A 16,843-nucleotide genomic window follows, 5' to 3' on the forward strand; every position below is an offset into this window, starting at 1 on the left:
CCGGGTGATTCTCCACCACCATGGTTGACAATGATGGTGGTACTCCATAAGTATTTAGCAAGCAGACTCCCCCTCGTACAGGAGATTCCGAATGCCCAGCCTCGCGGCCACCGTCCTAACCGGTGCCACCATCACCACTCGAGTTCGCGGCCGCCTGCGTAAGCGCACCGCAGTCACAGCCGACGGCTATGTCTTCCACTACTACGAGGGCGGCTCCGGCGAGACACTCGTACTGCTGCACGGTCTGGCCGACGACAAGAACTCGTTCCTCGCCGCCGCCGCCCGGCTCACCGGCCGCTACCGCGTGATCCTCCCGGATCTGCCCGGTCACGGCGAGAACGAGCAGGACCCCCGTCGCGACTACAGCATCCGTGGCCACGCGGCCGCACTCGAGAGGCTGGTCAGCGAACTCGGCCTGGACCGCTTCCACCTCGGCGGCAACTCCATGGGTGGCCATGTCTCCGGCGCATACACACTTCGCCACCCCGAGCGGGTCCTCAGCCTCATGCTGGTCAACGCCCCAGGTCTCCAGCTGGACGATCGCCTCATCTATGTCGGATTCGGTGCGCGCATGAAGACCCGCGAGGACTTCGATGCGGTGCTCGACCGCATGTACTACCGCAAGCCCAAGCTCCCCGGCTTCGTCGTTCGGCACATGCTCCACGAGCTGGACAGCCGTTTCGATCATGTCAACGCCATGACACGCGCAGTCGTCGCGGGCGAGGACTACGACATTTCCGAGAGGATCGGGAAGATCCATCAGCCCACACTGGTGCTGTGGGGCCGCCATGACGTCGTGGTCCCGTTCGCGGTCGCCGAGGCGTACGAGGCGCGCATCCCGAACGCCCGCCTCCAGGTCCTGGAGGGCGCCGGTCATGTGCCCCAGCTCGAGATCGCGGAACAGGTCGCCGAGAGCATCGCAAATTTCCTGTTTCGCCTGCCGAAGTACCGGCCTAGATCCTGTCCATAGCTCCCCCACCCCCTCCCACACCCCTCTCCCGGCCCCGGGACCGTGCACCCGCACACCCGAAGAAAGGCAGTCATGTCCTCCAAAGTCGCCCTGATCACTGGAACCTCCTCCGGCATCGGCCTGGAAACCGCCGTCGCCACCGCCCGCGCCGGGTGGACCACTGTCGCCACCCTCCGCGACCCGGACCGGGCTGACGCATTGCGCGACGCCGCCGACCGGGCCGGGGTCACGCTCGACATCCGCCGGCTCGATGTCACCGACCCGGCCTCCGTGACCGCAGCGGTCCAGGGTGCCGTCGCCGACCACGGCCGGCTCGACGCACTGATCAACAACGCGGGCGCCGGTCACGTCGGCACCATCGAGAACGAGACGGTCGAGGACGTACGCCGGGTAATGGAGGTCAACTTCTTCGGTGTCGTGCAGACCGCCAAGGCCGCTCTGCCGCATCTGCGCGCCTCGGGCGGCCGGCTGATCACCGTCACCTCGGTGGGCGGAGTCGTCGGCCAGCCCTTCAACGAGGCGTACTGCGCTGCCAAGTTCGCGGTCGAGGGATTCATGGAGAGCCTCGCTCCGGTGGTCGGCAGGCTCGGAGTAGCGGTCTCCGTCATCGAGCCCGGTGCTGTGGCCACGGAGTTCGTCAGCAACATCGGGCTCGACCCGGCACAGATGATCGCCGCCGCGGGCGACTACGCGCCGCTTCTCCAGAGCTACGCCACCCGCACCCAGGGCCAGTTCGCCACCTCGGCGCAGACCCCTGCGCAGGCTGCCGCCACCGTTCTCGAGGCTCTCACGAGCGAGCACCCCGCATTCCGGATCCAGACCTCCGAGTGGGCGACCTCCTTCACCGGCACCAAACTCGCTGACAACGACGGCTCGGCCGTCCTCGCGATGACCGGCGCGTACCTGGGCTGATCAGGGTCCGGCAGTTGCCGGTAGCGCACGCAGGCCATACCGGACCTGCCGTCGGCGCGCTGGTGGCGCAAGCTCGTGGAGCGGCTCGCGAGGGCTCGATGGCACCGTGTGATGTGGTCGCTCAGGCCCGGATGGTCCGGCTGAGTCGATCCGGTCAGTGAGGGTCGGTGATCCGTGGGTACGGTGGTGCAGTGAGAAGCCGGTGCCGTGCCCAGCGCCTCGATGGCCCGGGGCTCACCCAGCCGGCGCCTCGTAGACGGACCCCGTTCGCGCAGCCCGAGTTTGCCAGGATCCGCGACACATGAATCATGCTGGCCGATTTGCCGTTCGGCGGCTTCTCGGCGTCAAGACCGGCCACCTGCCCTGGCGGGATGCGCGGCGACGTTAGTGACGTAGCACGTGCGCACCAACGCCTGGTCGTCACGCGACGGCACATCGACCGGCCTGGGGTGCCTCACCCCATCGCTCAGAGTCGGCAACTGATTTCCATGCCGTCTTCGACGGGGAAGTTCACACTCTGGTAGCCGTTCTCCGGGTTGCGTACGTAGTCGAGGTACGGCTGCAGACTGCTCAGGTTGGTGTCGTCGGCGATGACGAGGGTGCCGGGCTGCAGGCGCGGCTCAAGGAGCCGTAGTACGGGCAGGCACAGGTCCTTCCAGCCGTCCAACAGCACGAAGTCTGCGGGGACGTCGAGGTTGTGGAAGGTTTCGCGGGCGTCCCCCTCCAGGACGGTGATCAGGTCGTCCAGGCCGGCTTCGCTGAAGGTTCGACGTGCCGCGGCGATTTTGTCCTTGCTGAGTTCCGTGGTGACGACTCGTCCGGCGCCGTTGTCCCGTGCCGCCGCGGCCAGGTACAGCGTGGAGATCCCGTAGGACATACCGAACTCGACGATCGTGGCCGGGCGGACGGCCCGGACCAGGTTGTAGAGGAGTTCTCCGCCGGCGGCGGAGATCGGCATGTAGATGTCCGCCGCGGCGTCGGCGTGTTCCTGGGGCGTCATCGGCGCGAACCCGCCGGGCAGCTCCGCGCCCACGCGGGCCGCGGTGGTTTCGTCCTGCTCGGCTCGCTCGAACATGCGGCTGAGGGTTGCGGCGACTCGGGGAGCGGCGAGTGTGTGAGTAGGCGTCATGTCCGCTAGAGTAGACGCAACGTTGCGTAATCTCTAGCGAGAATTTCCTGAGCGAGGCAGACGAGATGGCATCTGAGGCGCGCGCGGCCGAGGCAAGCAGCACCGACGGAGCGGGGCGGCGTCACCACGGCAACCGGCACGGACGCAGTGAACAGGCCCGGTTGGCGGTGCTGGAGGCGGCCGACGACCTGCTCGTCGAGAAGGGTTTCGCCGGCGTCACGATGGAGGGCATCGCCGCGCGGGCAGGTGTGGCCAAGCAGACCATCTACCGCTGGTGGAACACCAAGACCGACGTCCTGATGCATGCCTTCCTCCAGGACGCGACCGAGGACCTGACCCCGCCCGATTCCGGAGACATCGCTCTCGATCTGCGTGACTATCTGCCCCGCCTGGCCTGGTTCCTCAACGAATCCGACCCCGGCGCCGTCTTCAAGGCGCTGATCGCTCAGAGCCAGCACGATGCGGTGTTCGCCCAGGACTTCCGGTCCAAATGTCTCGACGTGCAACGCCGCCGCGACCGCCTGCCGCTGGAACGCGCCGTACAACGGGGGCAGTTGCCTGCCGATCTCGACCTGACGGCCGAGACGGATCAGCTTGTGGGCCCTCTTTACTACCGCGCGCTCGTGACCGATGAGCTGATCAGCCATCAGTTCACCGATGGGCTCGTCGACGCGTTCCTCCGCCGGCATGGGCTGCAGACGTCGGAGGGCTCTTGAACAGGCACGGCCGACGCGCGGGTCCGCAAGACGACCAACACTGCCGTTGTCGCCGCACGTGACGTTATCCCCGACGCGGCACTCAGTCCGTGCGCGAGGTCAGGACGGGGTGGTGTTGCGGACGGCGTTGACGTAGCGGGTGGCGAGGTGTGCGAAGGCGTCGTTGAGTTCGGGTGGGCCGATGACTTCGATGTCGGTGTCGAAGCGGCCGATGGTGGCGGCCAGGCCGGTCCATGACCAGGAGCCGAGGGTGAGTCGGCAGCGGTCGGTGCCGAGTTCTTCGACGATTCCGTCCTGAGCGAAGGGGGCGACAGCCGTGGCAGGGAGATTGAGGACGACTTCGCCTTGGCAGGGCCACTCCGTGGTGGTGCCGTCCAAGCCACGGAATCGGCTCATGACGAAGGCGGCTACGTCGCCGTCGGGGAGCTCGCGGGGCATGAAGCGCGGACCGGTGGGTGTGCGCGGCCGTATGCGGTCGACGCGGAAGGTCCGCCAGTCCTCGCGGTCGAGGTCCCAGGCCAGGAGGTACCAGCGGCCGTGCCGGGTGACCAGGTGGTGGGGCTCTGCTCGGCGGCGCTGCCCGGCGGTCGCGGTGCCGTCCGCGGCGTAGTCGAAGCGGAGTTCCTCATGGGTGTGGATGGCGGTGCTCAGGTCCGTGAGGACCTGGGCGTCGACCTGTGGGGCCTCCCCGATCCCCGGTGGGTGGACGGACGTTATGCGCATTGTGTCCATGCGGTGGCGTAGGCGAGGTGGCATGACCTGCTGGATCGTGGCGAGGGCGCGGGCCGCGTCCTCGGCGAGTGCCGTGCCGGTGGCGGCGGTTTGCAGCGCGAGGGCCAGGGCGACGGCCTGGTCGTCGTCGAACAGCAGTGGGGGCAGCTGCGTGCCGGCATCCAGGCTGTACCCGCCGGAGGGTCCTTTGAAGGCCATGATCGGGTAGCCGAGCTCCCGCAGGCGATCTATGTCGCGGCGAACCGTGCGCGGGGTGATGTCGAGCCGCTCCGCCAGGTCCTCGCCGGACCAGTCACGACGCGTCTGGAGCAGCGAAAGCAGCGCGAGCAGTCGCGAGGACGTCTTGTGCATGCCCATCATTCTGCCCGCAGTACAGGACACATCCTGTCCGCTATCCCTGCGATGGTGAGGTTCAGAGCCACCGAGGGGGCAATGCCCCAGGTCACGGTGGCCGCGACGTGCCCCGGCTTTCATCGCGGCGGCGCACATTCGAGGAAACCCAGAGCAAGGAGCAGGTATGTCCGTCACGACCACCACCCACCTGAACTTCCGGGGCGAGGCGCGTCAGGCGCTGGACTTCTACCAGTCCGTCTTCGGTGGACACGCCGTCGCCGTCACCTACAAGGACGCCGGCAACGTACAGAACGACAACGAGGCGGACTGGGTGATGTGGGGCGAGGTGGTCGGGGACGACGGCTTCCACGTCATGGCCTACGACGTCCCCTCCCAACTGCCCTGGAACCGGGGCGAGAACCCGTTCTTCGTCTCCGTGCGAGGCGACGACGCCGACGAGATCAGCGCCCTGTGGCAGAAGCTCGCGGAGGGCTCGACAGTGGTGCGCCCCTTGGAGGCCGCGCAGTGGGCACCGCTGTACGGCATGCTCACCGACCGCTTCGGTGTCACCTGGGTCCTGGACGTCACCGCTCCCTACAACGGCTGAGCCGGCCGACTCGACACAGGATCACGGGTGCCGCCGCGGCCGAAGCGGCGGCACCCGCCAGACAAGGGGGCGGACGCGGGTCACGTGAGCATGCGGCGACTGGGGCGGACCGGCATCGAGGCCGGACTCGACGACGATGTCCTCGCCCCGATCGCAGCAATCGTCCCGCCCGGCATCGACATCAGCCCACTGGACGTCTCCTACGCCCCCCATCCCCTACCCGCCCTGCGTCGGCGTCCGGCCAATGAGCGCGCCGCAGCATGAGGAGACCATGACCGTCCTCGGCCCACGCGCCCTCAATCGCGCCACCCTCGCCCGCCAGTACCTGCTCGAACGAACCGTCACACCCGTCCGGGCCGCCGTGGCGCACCTGTGCGGAATGCAGGCGCAACAACCCCAGGAACCCTTCATCGGCCTATGGTCCCGGCTGCACTGCTTCAAGCCGCGAGAACTGGACGACGCAATGACCGGACGCACGGTCGTGCGCACGCACCTGATGCGTCGCACCGTCCACCTCGTCACCGCCGACGACGCGCTGGCCTGGCGGGCCCGTCACGACACCATGCTGCGCCAGCGGGTGCTGGCCACCTACCGACGCGAACTCGCGGGCATCGACGTGGACGAGGTCGCCGTGGCCGGCCGAGCGGTCATGGCCGACCATCAGCCCCGCACCATGGCCGCACTCGTCCAGGCACTCGAAGACCGCTGGCCCACACCCCCGCGCCGCGTCCTGGGCGAGTTGCTCGTGGCAGCCCTCATCCCGATGGTCCAACTCCCGCCCCGCGGCCTCTGGCGTACGACGGCCGGCGTCCGCAACCTGCCCCTGGTCACCTGGCTCGGCCGCGACATCGACCCACTCTCCCCCGACGGAACCGACCCGACGGGGCAACAGCTGGTACGGCGCTACCTCGCCGCCTACGGGCCCGCTGCCTCCGCCGACATCCGCTTCTGGTGCGGCCTCGCCGGACTACCCGCCGCGGTCAAGGCCGTCCGCGAAGAGCTCGTCACCTTCCGCGACGAACGCGGGCGCGAGCTCCTCGACTTGCCCGACGCACCGCGCCCACACCCGGACACCCCCGCACCCGTCCGGTTCCTACCCGCATTCGACAACGCGATCCTCGGCTACCACGACCGCAGCCGCATCATCGACGACGCCCACCTCGGCCTGTCCGTCGCCGGCCAACGCGCCGTTCTCATCGACGGACGCGCCGCCGCCACCTGGACCACACAGGGCTAACAACTCGACGTCACCCCACTCCGCCCCCTCTCCACCCCAGAGCGGGAAGCCGTCCACGCCGAAGCCCAGGCCCTGACCACCTTCCTGGACCAGGGCATCACCCACGTACGCATCACTGCCGACAACAGCTGAGAAGGCGTGACGCCTCCGGTGTGTGTCCCGGTCAGACCTCGTCCGGCCCTGTGCAGACCAGCGAGCGGCCGCTACGGGGTCGTGACGGCTGGGCCGACCCGCAGGAGACTGGCGGCAATCCCTAGCCCACCCGGGTCCTCTGGGCCATTCGGACAGCATCGCGGCGGTGCGTCCCGCGGCCGCCGCCCGTCCGATGGGCCATGTTGCTGACCGTCGAACCGATCGGCACAGGCCGGACGCGAAGGAGGCCCCGCGGTGGGTGAGCTGTACATCGACGGTCAGTGGACACAGGCTACGGCCGGTGCGAGGCGGGAGGTGGTCAACCCCTACGACGCCTCCGTCGTCACCACCGTCGACGAGGCCGACGCCACCGACGTGGACCGCGCCGTACGCGCCGCCCGGCGCGCCTTCGACGAGGGGGACTGGGCGAACGCCCCCACCCGCCGCCGGGCCGATCTCCTGCTGCGCGTGCGCGACCTGCTGCTGCGCGACAAGGAGGACATCGCCCGCACAGAGACGCTTGACACCGGAAAGACGCTGACCGAGGCCCGTATCGATGTGGAGGACGTGGCGAACGCCTTCCGCTACTTCGCCGAACTCGCGGGCAAGGACGGCGGCCGGGTCGTGGACGTCGGGCCGGACGTCCTCAGCCGCGTCGTCTACCAGCCGGTCGGGGTGTGCGCGCTCATCGCCCCCTGGAACTACCCGCTGCTGCAGGCTTCCTGGAAGGTGGCCCCGGCGCTGGCCGCCGGCAACACCTTCGTCCTCAAACCCAGCGAGGTCACACCGCTCACCACGATCGCCATGGTCCGGCTCATCGAGGAAGCCGGCGCGCCGCCCGGGGTCGCCAACCTGGTGCTGGGCTCCGGGGCCACCGTCGGTGCTGCCCTCACCAGCCACCCGGAGGTCGACCTGGTGTCCTTCACCGGCGGCCTCAACACCGGACGGTCCATCATGGCCAGCGCCGCCGAGGGACCGAGGAACATCGCGCTGGAACTGGGCGGCAAGAACCCCAACATCGTCTTCGCGGACGCCGACTTCGAAGCCGCCGTGGACTACGCGCTGGACGCCGCCTTTCTGCATTCCGGGCAGGTCTGTTCGGCCGGTTCGCGTCTGCTGGTCGAGGACTCGCTGCACGACCGGTTCGTCGAGGCATACGCCGACCGCGCGCGGGAGATCCGGATCGGCAACGGCCTGGACGAGGGCACCGAGAGCGGCCCGCTCAGCTCCGCCGAGCACCGCGAGAAGGTCGAGGGCTACATCGCCATCGGCAAGGGGGAAGGTGCCCGGCTCGTCACCGGCGGCACGCGCCCGGACGACCCCGCCCTGAGCCGCGGCTTCTTCCTGCTGCCGACGATCTTCGCCGACTGCGACCGGTCCATGCGCATCGTCCAGGAGGAGGTCTTCGGTCCGGTGGTCACCGTCGAACGCTTCCGCACCGAGGACGAGGCGCTGGAACTGGCCAACGACACCCGCTACGGCCTGGCCGGCGGCGTGTGGACCTCCGACGCGAGCCGCGCCCAGCGTGTCGCACAGCGGCTGCGGCACGGCACCGTGTGGATCAACGACTTCCACCCTTATGTGCCGCAGGCCGAGTGGGGCGGCTTCGGGCGCTCCGGCGTCGGGCGCGAGCTGGGCCCCACCGGGCTGCGCGAGTACCAGGAGGCCAAGCACATCTACCAGAACCTCGCCCCCGCTCCCTCCGGCTGGTTCAAGGGCTGACCTTCAGGCAGCGCAGCGCCCATCCCTGGCGCGACGACCACCGAAGACCGGCCACACGCCGGCGAAGCGACGGCCGACGAAGACCGGCCGGACCCCCACGTCGCCTCGGCCAAAGAAGAAAGGCACCGCATGGCCTCCACCCCCAGCCCCACGCACGGCGCCGAGTCCGTCTACGACTACGTCATCGTCGGCGGCGGCACCGCCGGCTGCGTCCTCGCCGCCCGCCTGAGCGAGGACCCCGACTGTCGCGTCTGCGTCATCGAGGGCGGCCCCAGCGACGTCGGCGACGAGCGCATCCTGCGCCTGCGCAACTGGATCAACCTGCTCGGCTCGGAGTTCGACTACGGCTACACGACCGTCGAGCAACCGCGCGGCAACTCGCACATCCTGCACTCACGGGCCCGCGTGCTCGGCGGCTGCTCCTCCCACAACACGCTGATCAGCTTCCTGCCGCTGCCGCAGGACCTCGACGACTGGGTGAGCCGCGGCTGCACCGGCTGGGACCCGGCAACGATCCTCCCCTACCGCGACCGGCTGCTCACGCAGATCGTCCCGGTGGCCGAGGCCGACCGCAATCCCATCGCCAAGGACTTCGTCACCGCCGCATCCCGCGCCCTCGGCGTCCCCGTCGTCGAGGACTTCAATGCCGACCCCTTCGCCGACGGCGCCGGGTTCTTCTCCCTGGCCTACCAGCCGGAGGGCAACCTGCGCTCCTCCGCGTCCGTCGCCTACCTCCACCCGATGCTCGACCGGCCCAACCTCACGCTGAAGCTGGAGACCTGGGCCCACCGGGTGATCCCCGACGCGTCGGGCCGGCTGACCCGGGTCGCCGTCCGGGGCGCCGACGGCGAACCCGCCACCGTGCGTGCCGAGCGCGAACTCCTGCTGTGCGCGGGCGCCATCGACACCCCGCGCCTGCTGCTGCTCTCCGGCATCGGCCCGGCCGACGACCTGCGCGCCCTGGGCATCGCGGTACGGGCCGACCTGCCCGGTGTCGGGGAGAACCTGCTGGACCACCCCGAGTCCGTGATCGTCTGGGAGACCGCGGGGCCGCTGCCGCCCAACTCCGCGATGGACTCCGACGCCGGTCTGTTCCTGCGCCGCGACAAGAGCCAGCCGCGCCCCGACCTGATGTTCCACTTCTACCAGGTGCCGTTCACCGTCAACACCGAACGCCTGGGCTACCCCGTACCGCAGCACGGGGTGTGCATGACCCCGAACGTGCCGCGGGCCCGCTCCACCGGCCGCATGTGGCTGCGCAGCAACAACCCCGCCGAGCATCCCGCCCTGGACTTCCGGTACTTCACCGATCCCGAGGGGCACGACGAGCGCACCATCGTGGACGGCCTCAAGGTCGCCCGCGAGGTCGCCAAGACCGACCCGCTGCGCGACTGGCTCGTCCGCGAGGTCGCACCCGGCCCGGACGTCGTCTCCGACGCCGACCTTTCGGAGTACGGCCGCCGCGCGGCCCACACCGTCTACCACCCGGCCGGCACCTGCCGGATGGGCGCGGCGGACGACCCGGCGGCCGTCTGCGACCCCGAGCTGAGACTGCGGGGCTTCGAGGGCGTGCGGATCGTCGACGCGTCGGTGTTCCCGACGTTGCCCACCGTCAACCCGATGGTGACCGTGCTGCTCGCCGCCGAACGCGCCGCCGACCTGATCAAAGCGGAACGAGGGGCACGACGATGACCGGTACGCAGCCTCCCGCACCGGCGTCCGGCGCCCCCTCCGGGGAGCCGGGCTCCGAGTTCCGTAAGGACATGAGCCCTTGGGCCAACTTCGCCCTCGGCTTCACCTACCTCTCCCCGGTGGTGGGCACCTACACCCTCTTCGGCATCGCGATCGCCGACGGCGGACCGCCGATGATCTGGGCGTTCCTGGTCGCCGGCTGCGGCCAGTTCCTGGTCGCGCTGATCTTCGGGGAGATCGTCGCCCAGTACCCGATCGCAGGCGGCGTCTACCCCTGGGCCCGGCGGCTGTGGGGCAAGCGCTGGGCGTGGATGACCGGCTGGGTGTACATGTGGGCACTGCTGGTGACCATCACCTCCGTCGCGTACGGCGCCGGCCCCTACATCGCCATCCTCTTCGGTTTCAGAGCCACCGTGCACACCACCGTGCTGTGCACCGCCGTACTCATCGTCGTCGCCATCCTCGTCAACTACATGGGCACCAAGGCACTGTCGACGGCGGCGCTCATCGGTTTCGCCGGCGAGCTCATCGGCGCCCTCGTCGTCGGCGTCTACCTGCTGTCCACCCACCGCCACCAGAACCTCGGCGTCATCTTCGACACCTACGGCGTCGAGGGAGACGGCTCCTACCTGCCGGCGTTCCTGGCAGCCGGCATCATCGGCCTCTACCAGTACTACGGCTTCGAGGCGTGCGGCGACACCGCCGAGGAGGTCGCTCACCCGGGCCGGGTCATCCCCCGCGCGATGCGCCGCACCATCTACATCGGCGGCGCTGCGGCCACGTTCACCTGTATGTCGCTTCTGCTGTCGGTCACGGACTTCAACGCGATCATCTCGGGCGAGCAGGCCGACCCGGTGGTGGACGTGCTGTACGACGCCATGGGCGAGACCGGGGCGCGGCTGGTGATGGCCGTGGTGCTGATCTCCTTCCTGTCCTGCACGATCAGCCTCCAGGCCGCGGCCGGGCGGCTCATCTACTCCTACGCCCGTGACGAGATGATCGCCGGGCACCGGTTGCTGCGGCGGTTCGTCCACGCCCGTGCGGTGCCGAGCTGGGCGCTGTTCGTGTCCGCGGCGGTGCCGCTGCTCATCGCCTTCGCCTCGCTGCTCTCCGAAGACGCGCTCACCAACATCGTCTCGTTCGCGATCCTCGGTATCTACGGCTCGTTCCAGATGGTGGTCCTGGCCGCGCTGCGCGCCCGGCTCAAGGGCTGGCGCCCGGCAGGCGAGTTCACCCTGGGCCGCTGGGGCCTCGCGGTGAACATCGCGGCGCTGGTCTACGGCATCTTGGCCATCATCAACATCTCCTGGGCCCGCACCCCGGAGAAGTCCTGGTGGGAGAACTGGATCGTGCTGCTCTGCGGCGCGGTGGTCCTGGGCACCGGTCTGCTCTACATGTTCACCACCCATCACTACGGCCGCGGCGACGCACCCGCCGGCGACGCCGTACCGGAAAAGCAAGGTGCGTCTGACGACACGCCTCGCCCGAAGCGGGGATGAGGCGGATGCGGCCGTCCGACGGGTGCGGTCCGGGTGCTCACGTCGGGTGGGACTGGCGCTGTGGGGTCATGGCCCAGCGGATGGTCCGGGTCAGGGCCTGGCCGGTGGGGCGTACGGCAAGGTCCTCGACGACCGGGACCCGGGGCAGCCAGAGCATGCCGCGAGCCCAGAGCGGGAGCAGCGATACGGCGTTCGCGGCCAGCCCGCCGTAGAACGGCCGTACCGCCAGCGGCAGGGGCGGCTGGAACAGCAGGAAGCGGGCGGCGGCACGGGCCTGGGATGTGGCCCGCAGTTCGGGTCGGTAGGCGGTCAGGCGCTCGGAGAGCTCGCGGCGGTCGCGCGGTGGGTCGATCACCCCGAGCGCCTCGGCGACGCGCGCGGTGTCGGCGACGTAGGCGTCGTAGCCGGCGGCGTCCAGCGGGTGGGCTCCGTAGCGTTCGTGGGCGCGCAGGAAGCTGTCCGTCTCGGCTGCGTGCACCCAGGCGAGCAGGTGCGGATCGGCCGCGTGGTAGGGCACACCCTGGGCGGTCGTCCCGCGGATGCGTTCATGGATGGCCCGGACGCGGTCGACCGCTCCCTGGGCGTCCTCGGCGGTACCGAAGGTCGTCACGGCCAGGAAGGTGCTGGTGCGCTGGAGGCGGCCCCAGGGGTCGCCGCGGTAGCCGGAATGCCCCGCCACCGCAGCCATGGCGAGCGGATGCAGGGACTGCAACAGCAGTGCGCTCAGCCCGCCGATGAACATCGAGGCGTCGCCGTGGACGGTGCGGATCGGGCGGTCGGGTCCGAACCAGCGCGGGCCGGGGGTGTGGTGGATGCGAGCGCGCGTCTCCCGTCCGTCGGGGCCCGCGACCCGGCGGAACAGGGCCTGGCCCAGCTGTGCACGGACTGCGGTCAGCACGATCGGCCTCCCCTCTCCTGCTCCCCAGTGTCCGCGATGCCCGCTCGTCTCCGGGCATATCGGAGCGGTTCACCGACCGGTGTGCGCGTGGCGTGGTTCGCGGTCGGATGCCGGCCACACATAGGGCAGGTCGTCGGGGACGCCGGGAAACAGGGCGGCGTACACGTCGCGGTCCTTACGGACCAGTGCCGAGCGGTGGCTCTCGTGGAAGGCCTCGTCGCCGAGCCAGGGCGGCAGCTCGCCGGCTGTCGCAAGCTCCTCCTGGTCGCGCAGCGCGGCGTCCGGCCGGTGCGCGGCCAGTCCGGCGACCAGGGAGGCGGCGCAGCTGTCCTGGTGTCCCTGCTCCCGCCAGACCCGGCAGATATCCAGGCCGTAGCGCACGAGTGCCTCCTCATAGCCTGCCCACATCCGTACGGCCGGGTGCCGGCGCCACCCGTAGCCAGGGACGGTCAGGCCACGCAGGACCTGCAGTGCCTCGACCCGCTGCTTGCCCAGCCGACGCCGGTCCAGGAGCAGGGCGGTCTGCCGGAAGTCTGGGTGGGGCAGGAACGTCTGCATCGTCACCCGCTCACTTCTTGCGCAGCGCGGATGGCTTGTGGACCGCCGATTTGCCGGACCGGGCGCTGCGCACCTCGTACTGCGGCTCCTCGGACGAGGCGTCCACGGTCCGGCCGGATGCCTGGGTACGTCGGGTGATCTTCCGCTCGACGGTGCCTTCCGTGCTGCTGCCGTGGCTGTTCCAGGTGACCTCGTCGCCCGGGGTGAGCTGCTTGCCCTTGTCCCCGCCGCTCGTCCCTTCTGCCTTCTTCGCCTTCTTCGTCATCGGATCTTTCACTTCCTCGGTGCCGGTTGTGGCGTCACGGATTGCGCCCGGACGCCGCTCGGTCGGCCAGGCCGCCTGCGCCGAGTGGTCCGGTGTACTCCAAGGCGTGCGCCGCCTCCATGCGGGGCAGCTCCCGGCGCGACACGCGCAGCACCACGGCCGGCAAGGCCGCGCGCACCGGCTGGGTCAGACGCAGCCACGCCGGGACGTACACAGCCGTACGCCGCCGCTCCAGGCCCCTCACCAGGCGAGCGGCGACCGTGTCCACATGACTCACCCGGCGGGCCGGCGGAGGCATCTGGGCGCGCAGTTCACGCAGGGCGGTGTACTCGTCGGCGTCGCGGATCATGTCGGTGTCCGTCCAGTTGAGATAGGCAATGCCCACGGCGACTCCTCGGTGCGCCACCTCCGCCCGCAGGGCGTGCGCGAAGGCCTCGGCCCCCGCCTTGGAGGCGCAGTAGGCACTCATCAGGGGCACGGCGCTGATCGACGCCAGCGAGGCGATCTGGAGGAAGTAGCCCGCCGTGTCGAAGAGATCCGGCAGGAACGCGCGGGCCGTGTGGGCGCTACCGGTGAGGTTGACGTCGATGACACGCCGCCATGCGACCGGGTCCGAGGCGAGGAACGGGCCGCCCTCGGCGATGCCCGCGTTCGCCACCACGGCGGAGGAGCGCCCGAGTCCGGTTCGCACCCTGCGGGCCGCGGCGACCAGTGCGGTGGGGTCGGTGACGTCGACCTCGACGGCGAGCGCCGGACCCGGCAGGGACGCGGCCACCGCCTCCAGCGCGGCCTTCTCGTGCCCGAGCAGCGCTACCCGGGCGCCGCGTCGGGCGATTTCGTGGGACAGCGCCGCGCCCAGGCCGCGAGCGGCTCCGGTGACGACGACCGTACGGCCGGCAAGCGGCCTGGTGCTGCGCACGGGCTGCACCTTCCTCTCGACTCGGGTGGACGGCTTGTGCGCCACTTCCTTGCGGGGTCGGTGTTCGGATGCAGTTCGGCTCCGCCGGGCCGGCGAGCGCACGGTGGGGATGGGCTACGGCGGTTCTCCCTTCTCCCCGCCCCATGTGGACCGGTGGACGCCGACGCCGTACAAGCGGCTTCTGGTCCGCTCGGTCGCTTTTCGGGGTGACCCGGCGCGGCGGCAGGGTGGGCGGTCAGCGCCTGGTTCCGGTGCGGTCGCGGTGGGTCACGAGTTGTTGGGCGCGTACGAGGCCGGGTAGCCGGTGGCGGTGCAGTGCGGCTCGGGCGGCGTTGGCTCCCGGCGCGCCGTGCACCCCGCCGCCCGGGTGGGCACCGGCGGAGGCCAGGTAGAGGCCTGGAATCGGCGTCTCGGGGCGTCCGGTACCGGGTACCGGGCGGAAGAGGAACTGCTGGTGGATCGCGGTCGTACCCCCGTTGATGGCGCCGCCGCTCAGATTGGCGTCGAGTGCCTCGAGGGTGGGCGGCGCAAGGATGCGGCGGGCCCGGATCAGCGAGCGGAAGCCGGGAGCGAAGCGTTCCACCTGCCGTTCGACCCGGTCTGCCATGAGTTCCTGGTCCTTGGTTTCCCAGCGGCCCGTGATGCCCTCGTCGGCGGCGTCGGCGGCAATCTCACGGGGCACGTGGGTGTAGGCCCAGGCCGATTCGGTGCCCACCGGGGAGCGGGTGGCGTCGGCGGTGGTCATCTGACCGAACAGCAGGAAGGGACGGTCCGGGACCTGCCGCATGGCGATCTGCGCGGTGAAGCGGGTCAGCTCGTCCAGGCCGTCGGCGAGGTGGACGGTGCCGGCCCGGGACGCCTGCTCCGCCCGCCAGGGCACCGGGCCGTCGAGCGCCCAGTCCACCTTGAAGGTGGCGAAGTCCCAGTGGAAGCGGCGCAGGTCGTCGAGGAGCTGCGTGGGCACGTGCTCGGGGTCAAGGAGATCGCTGTACAAGGCGGGGACCGACACGTCGGCCAGCACCGCCCGGCGTGCCTGCACCGCGTCGCCGGCCGCGGTACGCACGCCGACGGCCCGCCCGCCACGAACGACGATCCGCTCGACACGCTGCCCACAGCGCACCCGCCCGCCCCGCGTCCGAAGGCGCTGGGTCAGGGCGTGGCTCAGCGCGCCGGATCCGCCGACAGGGACGGGGAAGCCGTACGTCTGTCCCAGCATGGACATCAGCCAGCCGAAGCCGCCACTGCCTGCCGACTCCGGAGCGAGGTCGGCGTGCAGGGCGTTGCCGGCCAGTAGCAGCCGGCCGCCGCTGCCGCGGAACTCCTCCTCCCCCAGGCGGCGCACCGGGAGCACCAGGGAGCGTGCCACGCGCAATCCGCCCGCGGCCCGCAGCCGCAGCGCCAGCCGCGCCGCCGAGCGGACGGGCGGGAACGGGGTGAACAAAGAGTTCAGCAGATCGGGGTGCAGACGCTGCCACAGGGCGTGCAGCCGACGCCAGGCGGCTCCGTCGCCGGGTGCGAAGGCCTCAAGCGACGCGGCGGTGATGTCGAGGTCCCGGTCCAGTACGGCGCAGCTGCCGTCCGTGAGGGGATGTGCCAGCACACTGGGCGCGTGGCTCCACCGCAGCCCGTGGTCCTGCAGTCGCAGCGCGGCGAGGACGGGCGAGGCGGCTGCGAGCGGGTAGAAGGAGCTGAAGACGTCGTTGACGAAGGCGGGGTCGACGCCTCGGTCGTGGCGCACGGCGCCGCCCGGCTCCGGTTGCTCCTCCAGCACCTCGACGCTCCACCCGGCGTCCGCCAGCACGTTGGCGGCCACCAGGCCGTTGGGGCCGGCACCTATCACCACGGCGTCAGGCATGGCCGGCTCCGTCCGCGTCCGGCACAGCCGCCACGACCGCCTGCCTCTCGTCCTGCGCCTCGCTCTCACACAGTCGGGCGAGACGGGCGAGCATGGCGCGGTGGCGCAGCTGGATCAGCGCCTCGAAGCCGAAGTTGTGCAGCCGGCCGCCCGCTCCCTGGAGGGGGTGTTCATCCACGATCACCAAGCACAGCTCGCCCCACGGCCGCAGCTCCATGGCGATCCGTGCCGTGCCGAGCGCGCCGGCCTTGGCCTCCAGCTCCAGGCAGACGCCCTCCTCGCAGCGGCGGACGATCGTCTCGTTGACCAGTTGGACCGGACCGAGCCGGACCTCGTAGCGGATCGCCGCGTCCAGGTGCGGCCACTGCCCGCGAACCGGCTGGGACCGCGAGGTCCCCACCACCCAATCCGCATAGCGGCAGCCATCGGCGAGGACGGCCCATACGGCACTGGGGCTGGCTTGGATCAGACGATGGCGAACGGCCACGAAGACCTCCAGGGTGCCTCGACCGGTTGTCCGGCGGCCACGCCCCGAGTGCCCGTGCATCACGGGTCCAACCAGCACCACTGGCAGTGATTGGGGCCGGTAGGCGGAACGGGGTCGACGGGACGCTTTGGCTCCGTGAGGAGGCTCGGTCGGGAAGCACGGTCTGACGACCGTCACCGG

16 protein-coding genes and 1 pseudogene are annotated in these 16,843 nt (G+C 70.4%); 9 read left to right on the forward strand and 8 right to left on the reverse strand.

Annotated elements, in window-relative coordinates; translation table 11 throughout:
- The first annotated feature begins 91 nt into the window (after nucleotides 1-91).
- Both ACFQ6S_RS06625 and ACFQ6S_RS06630 read left to right on the forward strand, forming a co-directional pair.
- On the forward strand, nucleotides 92-970 hold the full coding sequence (locus tag ACFQ6S_RS06625; RefSeq protein WP_383404487.1) for an alpha/beta fold hydrolase: 879 nt from the start codon (nucleotides 92-94) through the stop codon (nucleotides 968-970).
- Nucleotides 971-1,042: 72 nt separating this feature from the next.
- On the forward strand, nucleotides 1,043-1,882 hold the full coding sequence (locus ACFQ6S_RS06630) for an SDR family oxidoreductase (RefSeq protein ID WP_383404489.1): 840 nt from the start codon (nucleotides 1,043-1,045) through the stop codon (nucleotides 1,880-1,882).
- 466 nt (nucleotides 1,883-2,348) lie between these two features.
- Here ACFQ6S_RS06630 and ACFQ6S_RS06635 read toward each other — a convergent pair whose 3' ends face one another.
- Nucleotides 2,349-3,011 carry an O-methyltransferase gene (locus tag ACFQ6S_RS06635; protein ID WP_383404491.1) on the reverse strand — a complete coding sequence of 221 codons (663 nt, stop codon included), beginning with the start codon at nucleotides 3,009-3,011 and terminating at the stop codon, nucleotides 2,349-2,351.
- Nucleotides 3,012-3,076: 65 nt separating this feature from the next.
- Between ACFQ6S_RS06635 and ACFQ6S_RS06640 the strand changes: the two genes are divergently transcribed.
- Entirely contained in the window at nucleotides 3,077-3,727 is a 651-nt protein-coding gene (locus ACFQ6S_RS06640; RefSeq protein ID WP_383404493.1) for a TetR/AcrR family transcriptional regulator, read from the forward strand.
- Between the two features lie 99 nt (nucleotides 3,728-3,826).
- Here ACFQ6S_RS06640 and ACFQ6S_RS06645 read toward each other — a convergent pair whose 3' ends face one another.
- On the reverse strand, nucleotides 3,827-4,810 hold the full coding sequence (locus ACFQ6S_RS06645) for a helix-turn-helix transcriptional regulator (RefSeq protein ID WP_383404495.1): 984 nt from the start codon (nucleotides 4,808-4,810) through the stop codon (nucleotides 3,827-3,829).
- 166 nt (nucleotides 4,811-4,976) lie between these two features.
- On the opposite strand from ACFQ6S_RS06645, the gene ACFQ6S_RS06650 reads away from it, so the two are divergent.
- The 6 genes and pseudogenes from ACFQ6S_RS06650 to ACFQ6S_RS06675 all read left to right on the forward strand — a co-directional run bounded on the left by ACFQ6S_RS06650 (nucleotide 4,977) and on the right by ACFQ6S_RS06675 (nucleotide 11,681).
- Nucleotides 4,977-5,399, forward strand: a complete 423-nt coding sequence (locus tag ACFQ6S_RS06650) for a VOC family protein (protein ID WP_383404497.1) — start codon at nucleotides 4,977-4,979, stop codon at nucleotides 5,397-5,399.
- Nucleotides 5,400-5,483: 84 nt separating this feature from the next.
- Nucleotides 5,484-5,663, forward strand: coding sequence for a hypothetical protein (locus tag ACFQ6S_RS06655; protein ID WP_383404499.1), 180 nt, complete (start codon nucleotides 5,484-5,486; stop codon nucleotides 5,661-5,663).
- Nucleotides 5,664-5,670: 7 nt separating this feature from the next.
- Nucleotides 5,671-6,768, forward strand: a pseudogene (locus ACFQ6S_RS06660) (winged helix DNA-binding domain-containing protein).
- A gap of 255 nt (nucleotides 6,769-7,023) precedes the next feature.
- Nucleotides 7,024-8,490 carry an aldehyde dehydrogenase family protein gene (locus ACFQ6S_RS06665; RefSeq protein WP_383404501.1) on the forward strand — a complete coding sequence of 489 codons (1,467 nt, stop codon included), beginning with the start codon at nucleotides 7,024-7,026 and terminating at the stop codon, nucleotides 8,488-8,490.
- Nucleotides 8,491-8,619: 129 nt separating this feature from the next.
- Nucleotides 8,620-10,182, forward strand: a complete 1,563-nt coding sequence (locus tag ACFQ6S_RS06670; RefSeq protein WP_383404503.1) for a GMC family oxidoreductase — start codon at nucleotides 8,620-8,622, stop codon at nucleotides 10,180-10,182.
- A complete protein-coding gene (locus tag ACFQ6S_RS06675) occupies nucleotides 10,179-11,681 on the forward strand; it encodes an APC family permease (protein WP_383404505.1) in 1,503 nt (500 codons plus the stop codon). The genes ACFQ6S_RS06670 and ACFQ6S_RS06675 overlap by 4 nt, the downstream gene beginning before the upstream one ends.
- A 37-nt stretch (nucleotides 11,682-11,718) precedes the next feature.
- Here the strand turns inward: ACFQ6S_RS06675 and ACFQ6S_RS06680 are convergent, their stop codons facing one another.
- The 6 genes from ACFQ6S_RS06680 to ACFQ6S_RS06705 form a co-directional block, all read right to left on the reverse strand.
- Nucleotides 11,719-12,579 carry an oxygenase MpaB family protein gene (locus tag ACFQ6S_RS06680; RefSeq protein WP_383404507.1) on the reverse strand — a complete coding sequence of 287 codons (861 nt, stop codon included), beginning with the start codon at nucleotides 12,577-12,579 and terminating at the stop codon, nucleotides 11,719-11,721.
- Nucleotides 12,580-12,648: 69 nt separating this feature from the next.
- Nucleotides 12,649-13,137 (reverse strand): MSMEG_6728 family protein, encoded by a 489-nt coding sequence (locus ACFQ6S_RS06685; protein WP_383406450.1) that lies wholly within the window; start codon nucleotides 13,135-13,137, stop codon nucleotides 12,649-12,651.
- A gap of 10 nt (nucleotides 13,138-13,147) precedes the next feature.
- Nucleotides 13,148-13,402 carry a DUF2945 domain-containing protein gene (locus ACFQ6S_RS06690; RefSeq protein WP_383404509.1) on the reverse strand — a complete coding sequence of 85 codons (255 nt, stop codon included), beginning with the start codon at nucleotides 13,400-13,402 and terminating at the stop codon, nucleotides 13,148-13,150.
- 34 nt (nucleotides 13,403-13,436) lie between these two features.
- Entirely contained in the window at nucleotides 13,437-14,321 is an 885-nt protein-coding gene (locus tag ACFQ6S_RS06695; protein WP_383404511.1) for an SDR family oxidoreductase, read from the reverse strand.
- Nucleotides 14,322-14,556: 235 nt separating this feature from the next.
- Nucleotides 14,557-16,176, reverse strand: a complete 1,620-nt coding sequence (locus ACFQ6S_RS06700; protein WP_383404513.1) for a phytoene desaturase family protein — start codon at nucleotides 16,174-16,176, stop codon at nucleotides 14,557-14,559.
- Nucleotides 16,169-16,663: an SRPBCC family protein gene (locus ACFQ6S_RS06705; protein ID WP_383404515.1), complete on the reverse strand. Its 495-nt coding sequence runs from the start codon at nucleotides 16,661-16,663 to the stop codon at nucleotides 16,169-16,171. The genes ACFQ6S_RS06700 and ACFQ6S_RS06705 overlap by 8 nt, the downstream gene beginning before the upstream one ends.
- Between the last annotated feature and the right edge of the window lie 180 nt (nucleotides 16,664-16,843).

It is taken from the genome of Streptomyces sp. NPDC056479 (assembly GCF_042795335.1).
In the GTDB taxonomy this organism is placed as follows: Bacteria; Actinomycetota; Actinomycetes; order Streptomycetales; family Streptomycetaceae; genus Streptomyces.

What these genes read in the sequence shown, in the direction of transcription:
- ACFQ6S_RS06625 (WP_383404487.1), top strand. Translation starts at nt 92, where the DNA reads ATGCCCAGCCTCGCGGCCACCGTCCTAACCGGTGCCACCATCACCACT.
- ACFQ6S_RS06630 (WP_383404489.1), top strand. Translation starts at nt 1,043, where the DNA reads ATGTCCTCCAAAGTCGCCCTGATCACTGGAACCTCCTCCGGCATCGGC.
- ACFQ6S_RS06635 (WP_383404491.1), bottom strand. Translation starts at nt 3,011, where the DNA reads ATGACGCCTACTCACACACTCGCCGCTCCCCGAGTCGCCGCAACCCTC.
- ACFQ6S_RS06640 (WP_383404493.1), top strand. Translation starts at nt 3,077, where the DNA reads ATGGCATCTGAGGCGCGCGCGGCCGAGGCAAGCAGCACCGACGGAGCG.
- ACFQ6S_RS06645 (WP_383404495.1), bottom strand. Translation starts at nt 4,810, where the DNA reads ATGCACAAGACGTCCTCGCGACTGCTCGCGCTGCTTTCGCTGCTCCAG.
- ACFQ6S_RS06650 (WP_383404497.1), top strand. Translation starts at nt 4,977, where the DNA reads ATGTCCGTCACGACCACCACCCACCTGAACTTCCGGGGCGAGGCGCGT.
- ACFQ6S_RS06670 (WP_383404503.1), top strand. Translation starts at nt 8,620, where the DNA reads ATGGCCTCCACCCCCAGCCCCACGCACGGCGCCGAGTCCGTCTACGAC.
- ACFQ6S_RS06675 (WP_383404505.1), top strand. Translation starts at nt 10,179, where the DNA reads ATGACCGGTACGCAGCCTCCCGCACCGGCGTCCGGCGCCCCCTCCGGG.
- ACFQ6S_RS06685 (WP_383406450.1), bottom strand. Translation starts at nt 13,137, where the DNA reads ATGCAGACGTTCCTGCCCCACCCAGACTTCCGGCAGACCGCCCTGCTC.
- ACFQ6S_RS06690 (WP_383404509.1), bottom strand. Translation starts at nt 13,402, where the DNA reads ATGACGAAGAAGGCGAAGAAGGCAGAAGGGACGAGCGGCGGGGACAAG.
- ACFQ6S_RS06700 (WP_383404513.1), bottom strand. Translation starts at nt 16,176, where the DNA reads ATGCCTGACGCCGTGGTGATAGGTGCCGGCCCCAACGGCCTGGTGGCC.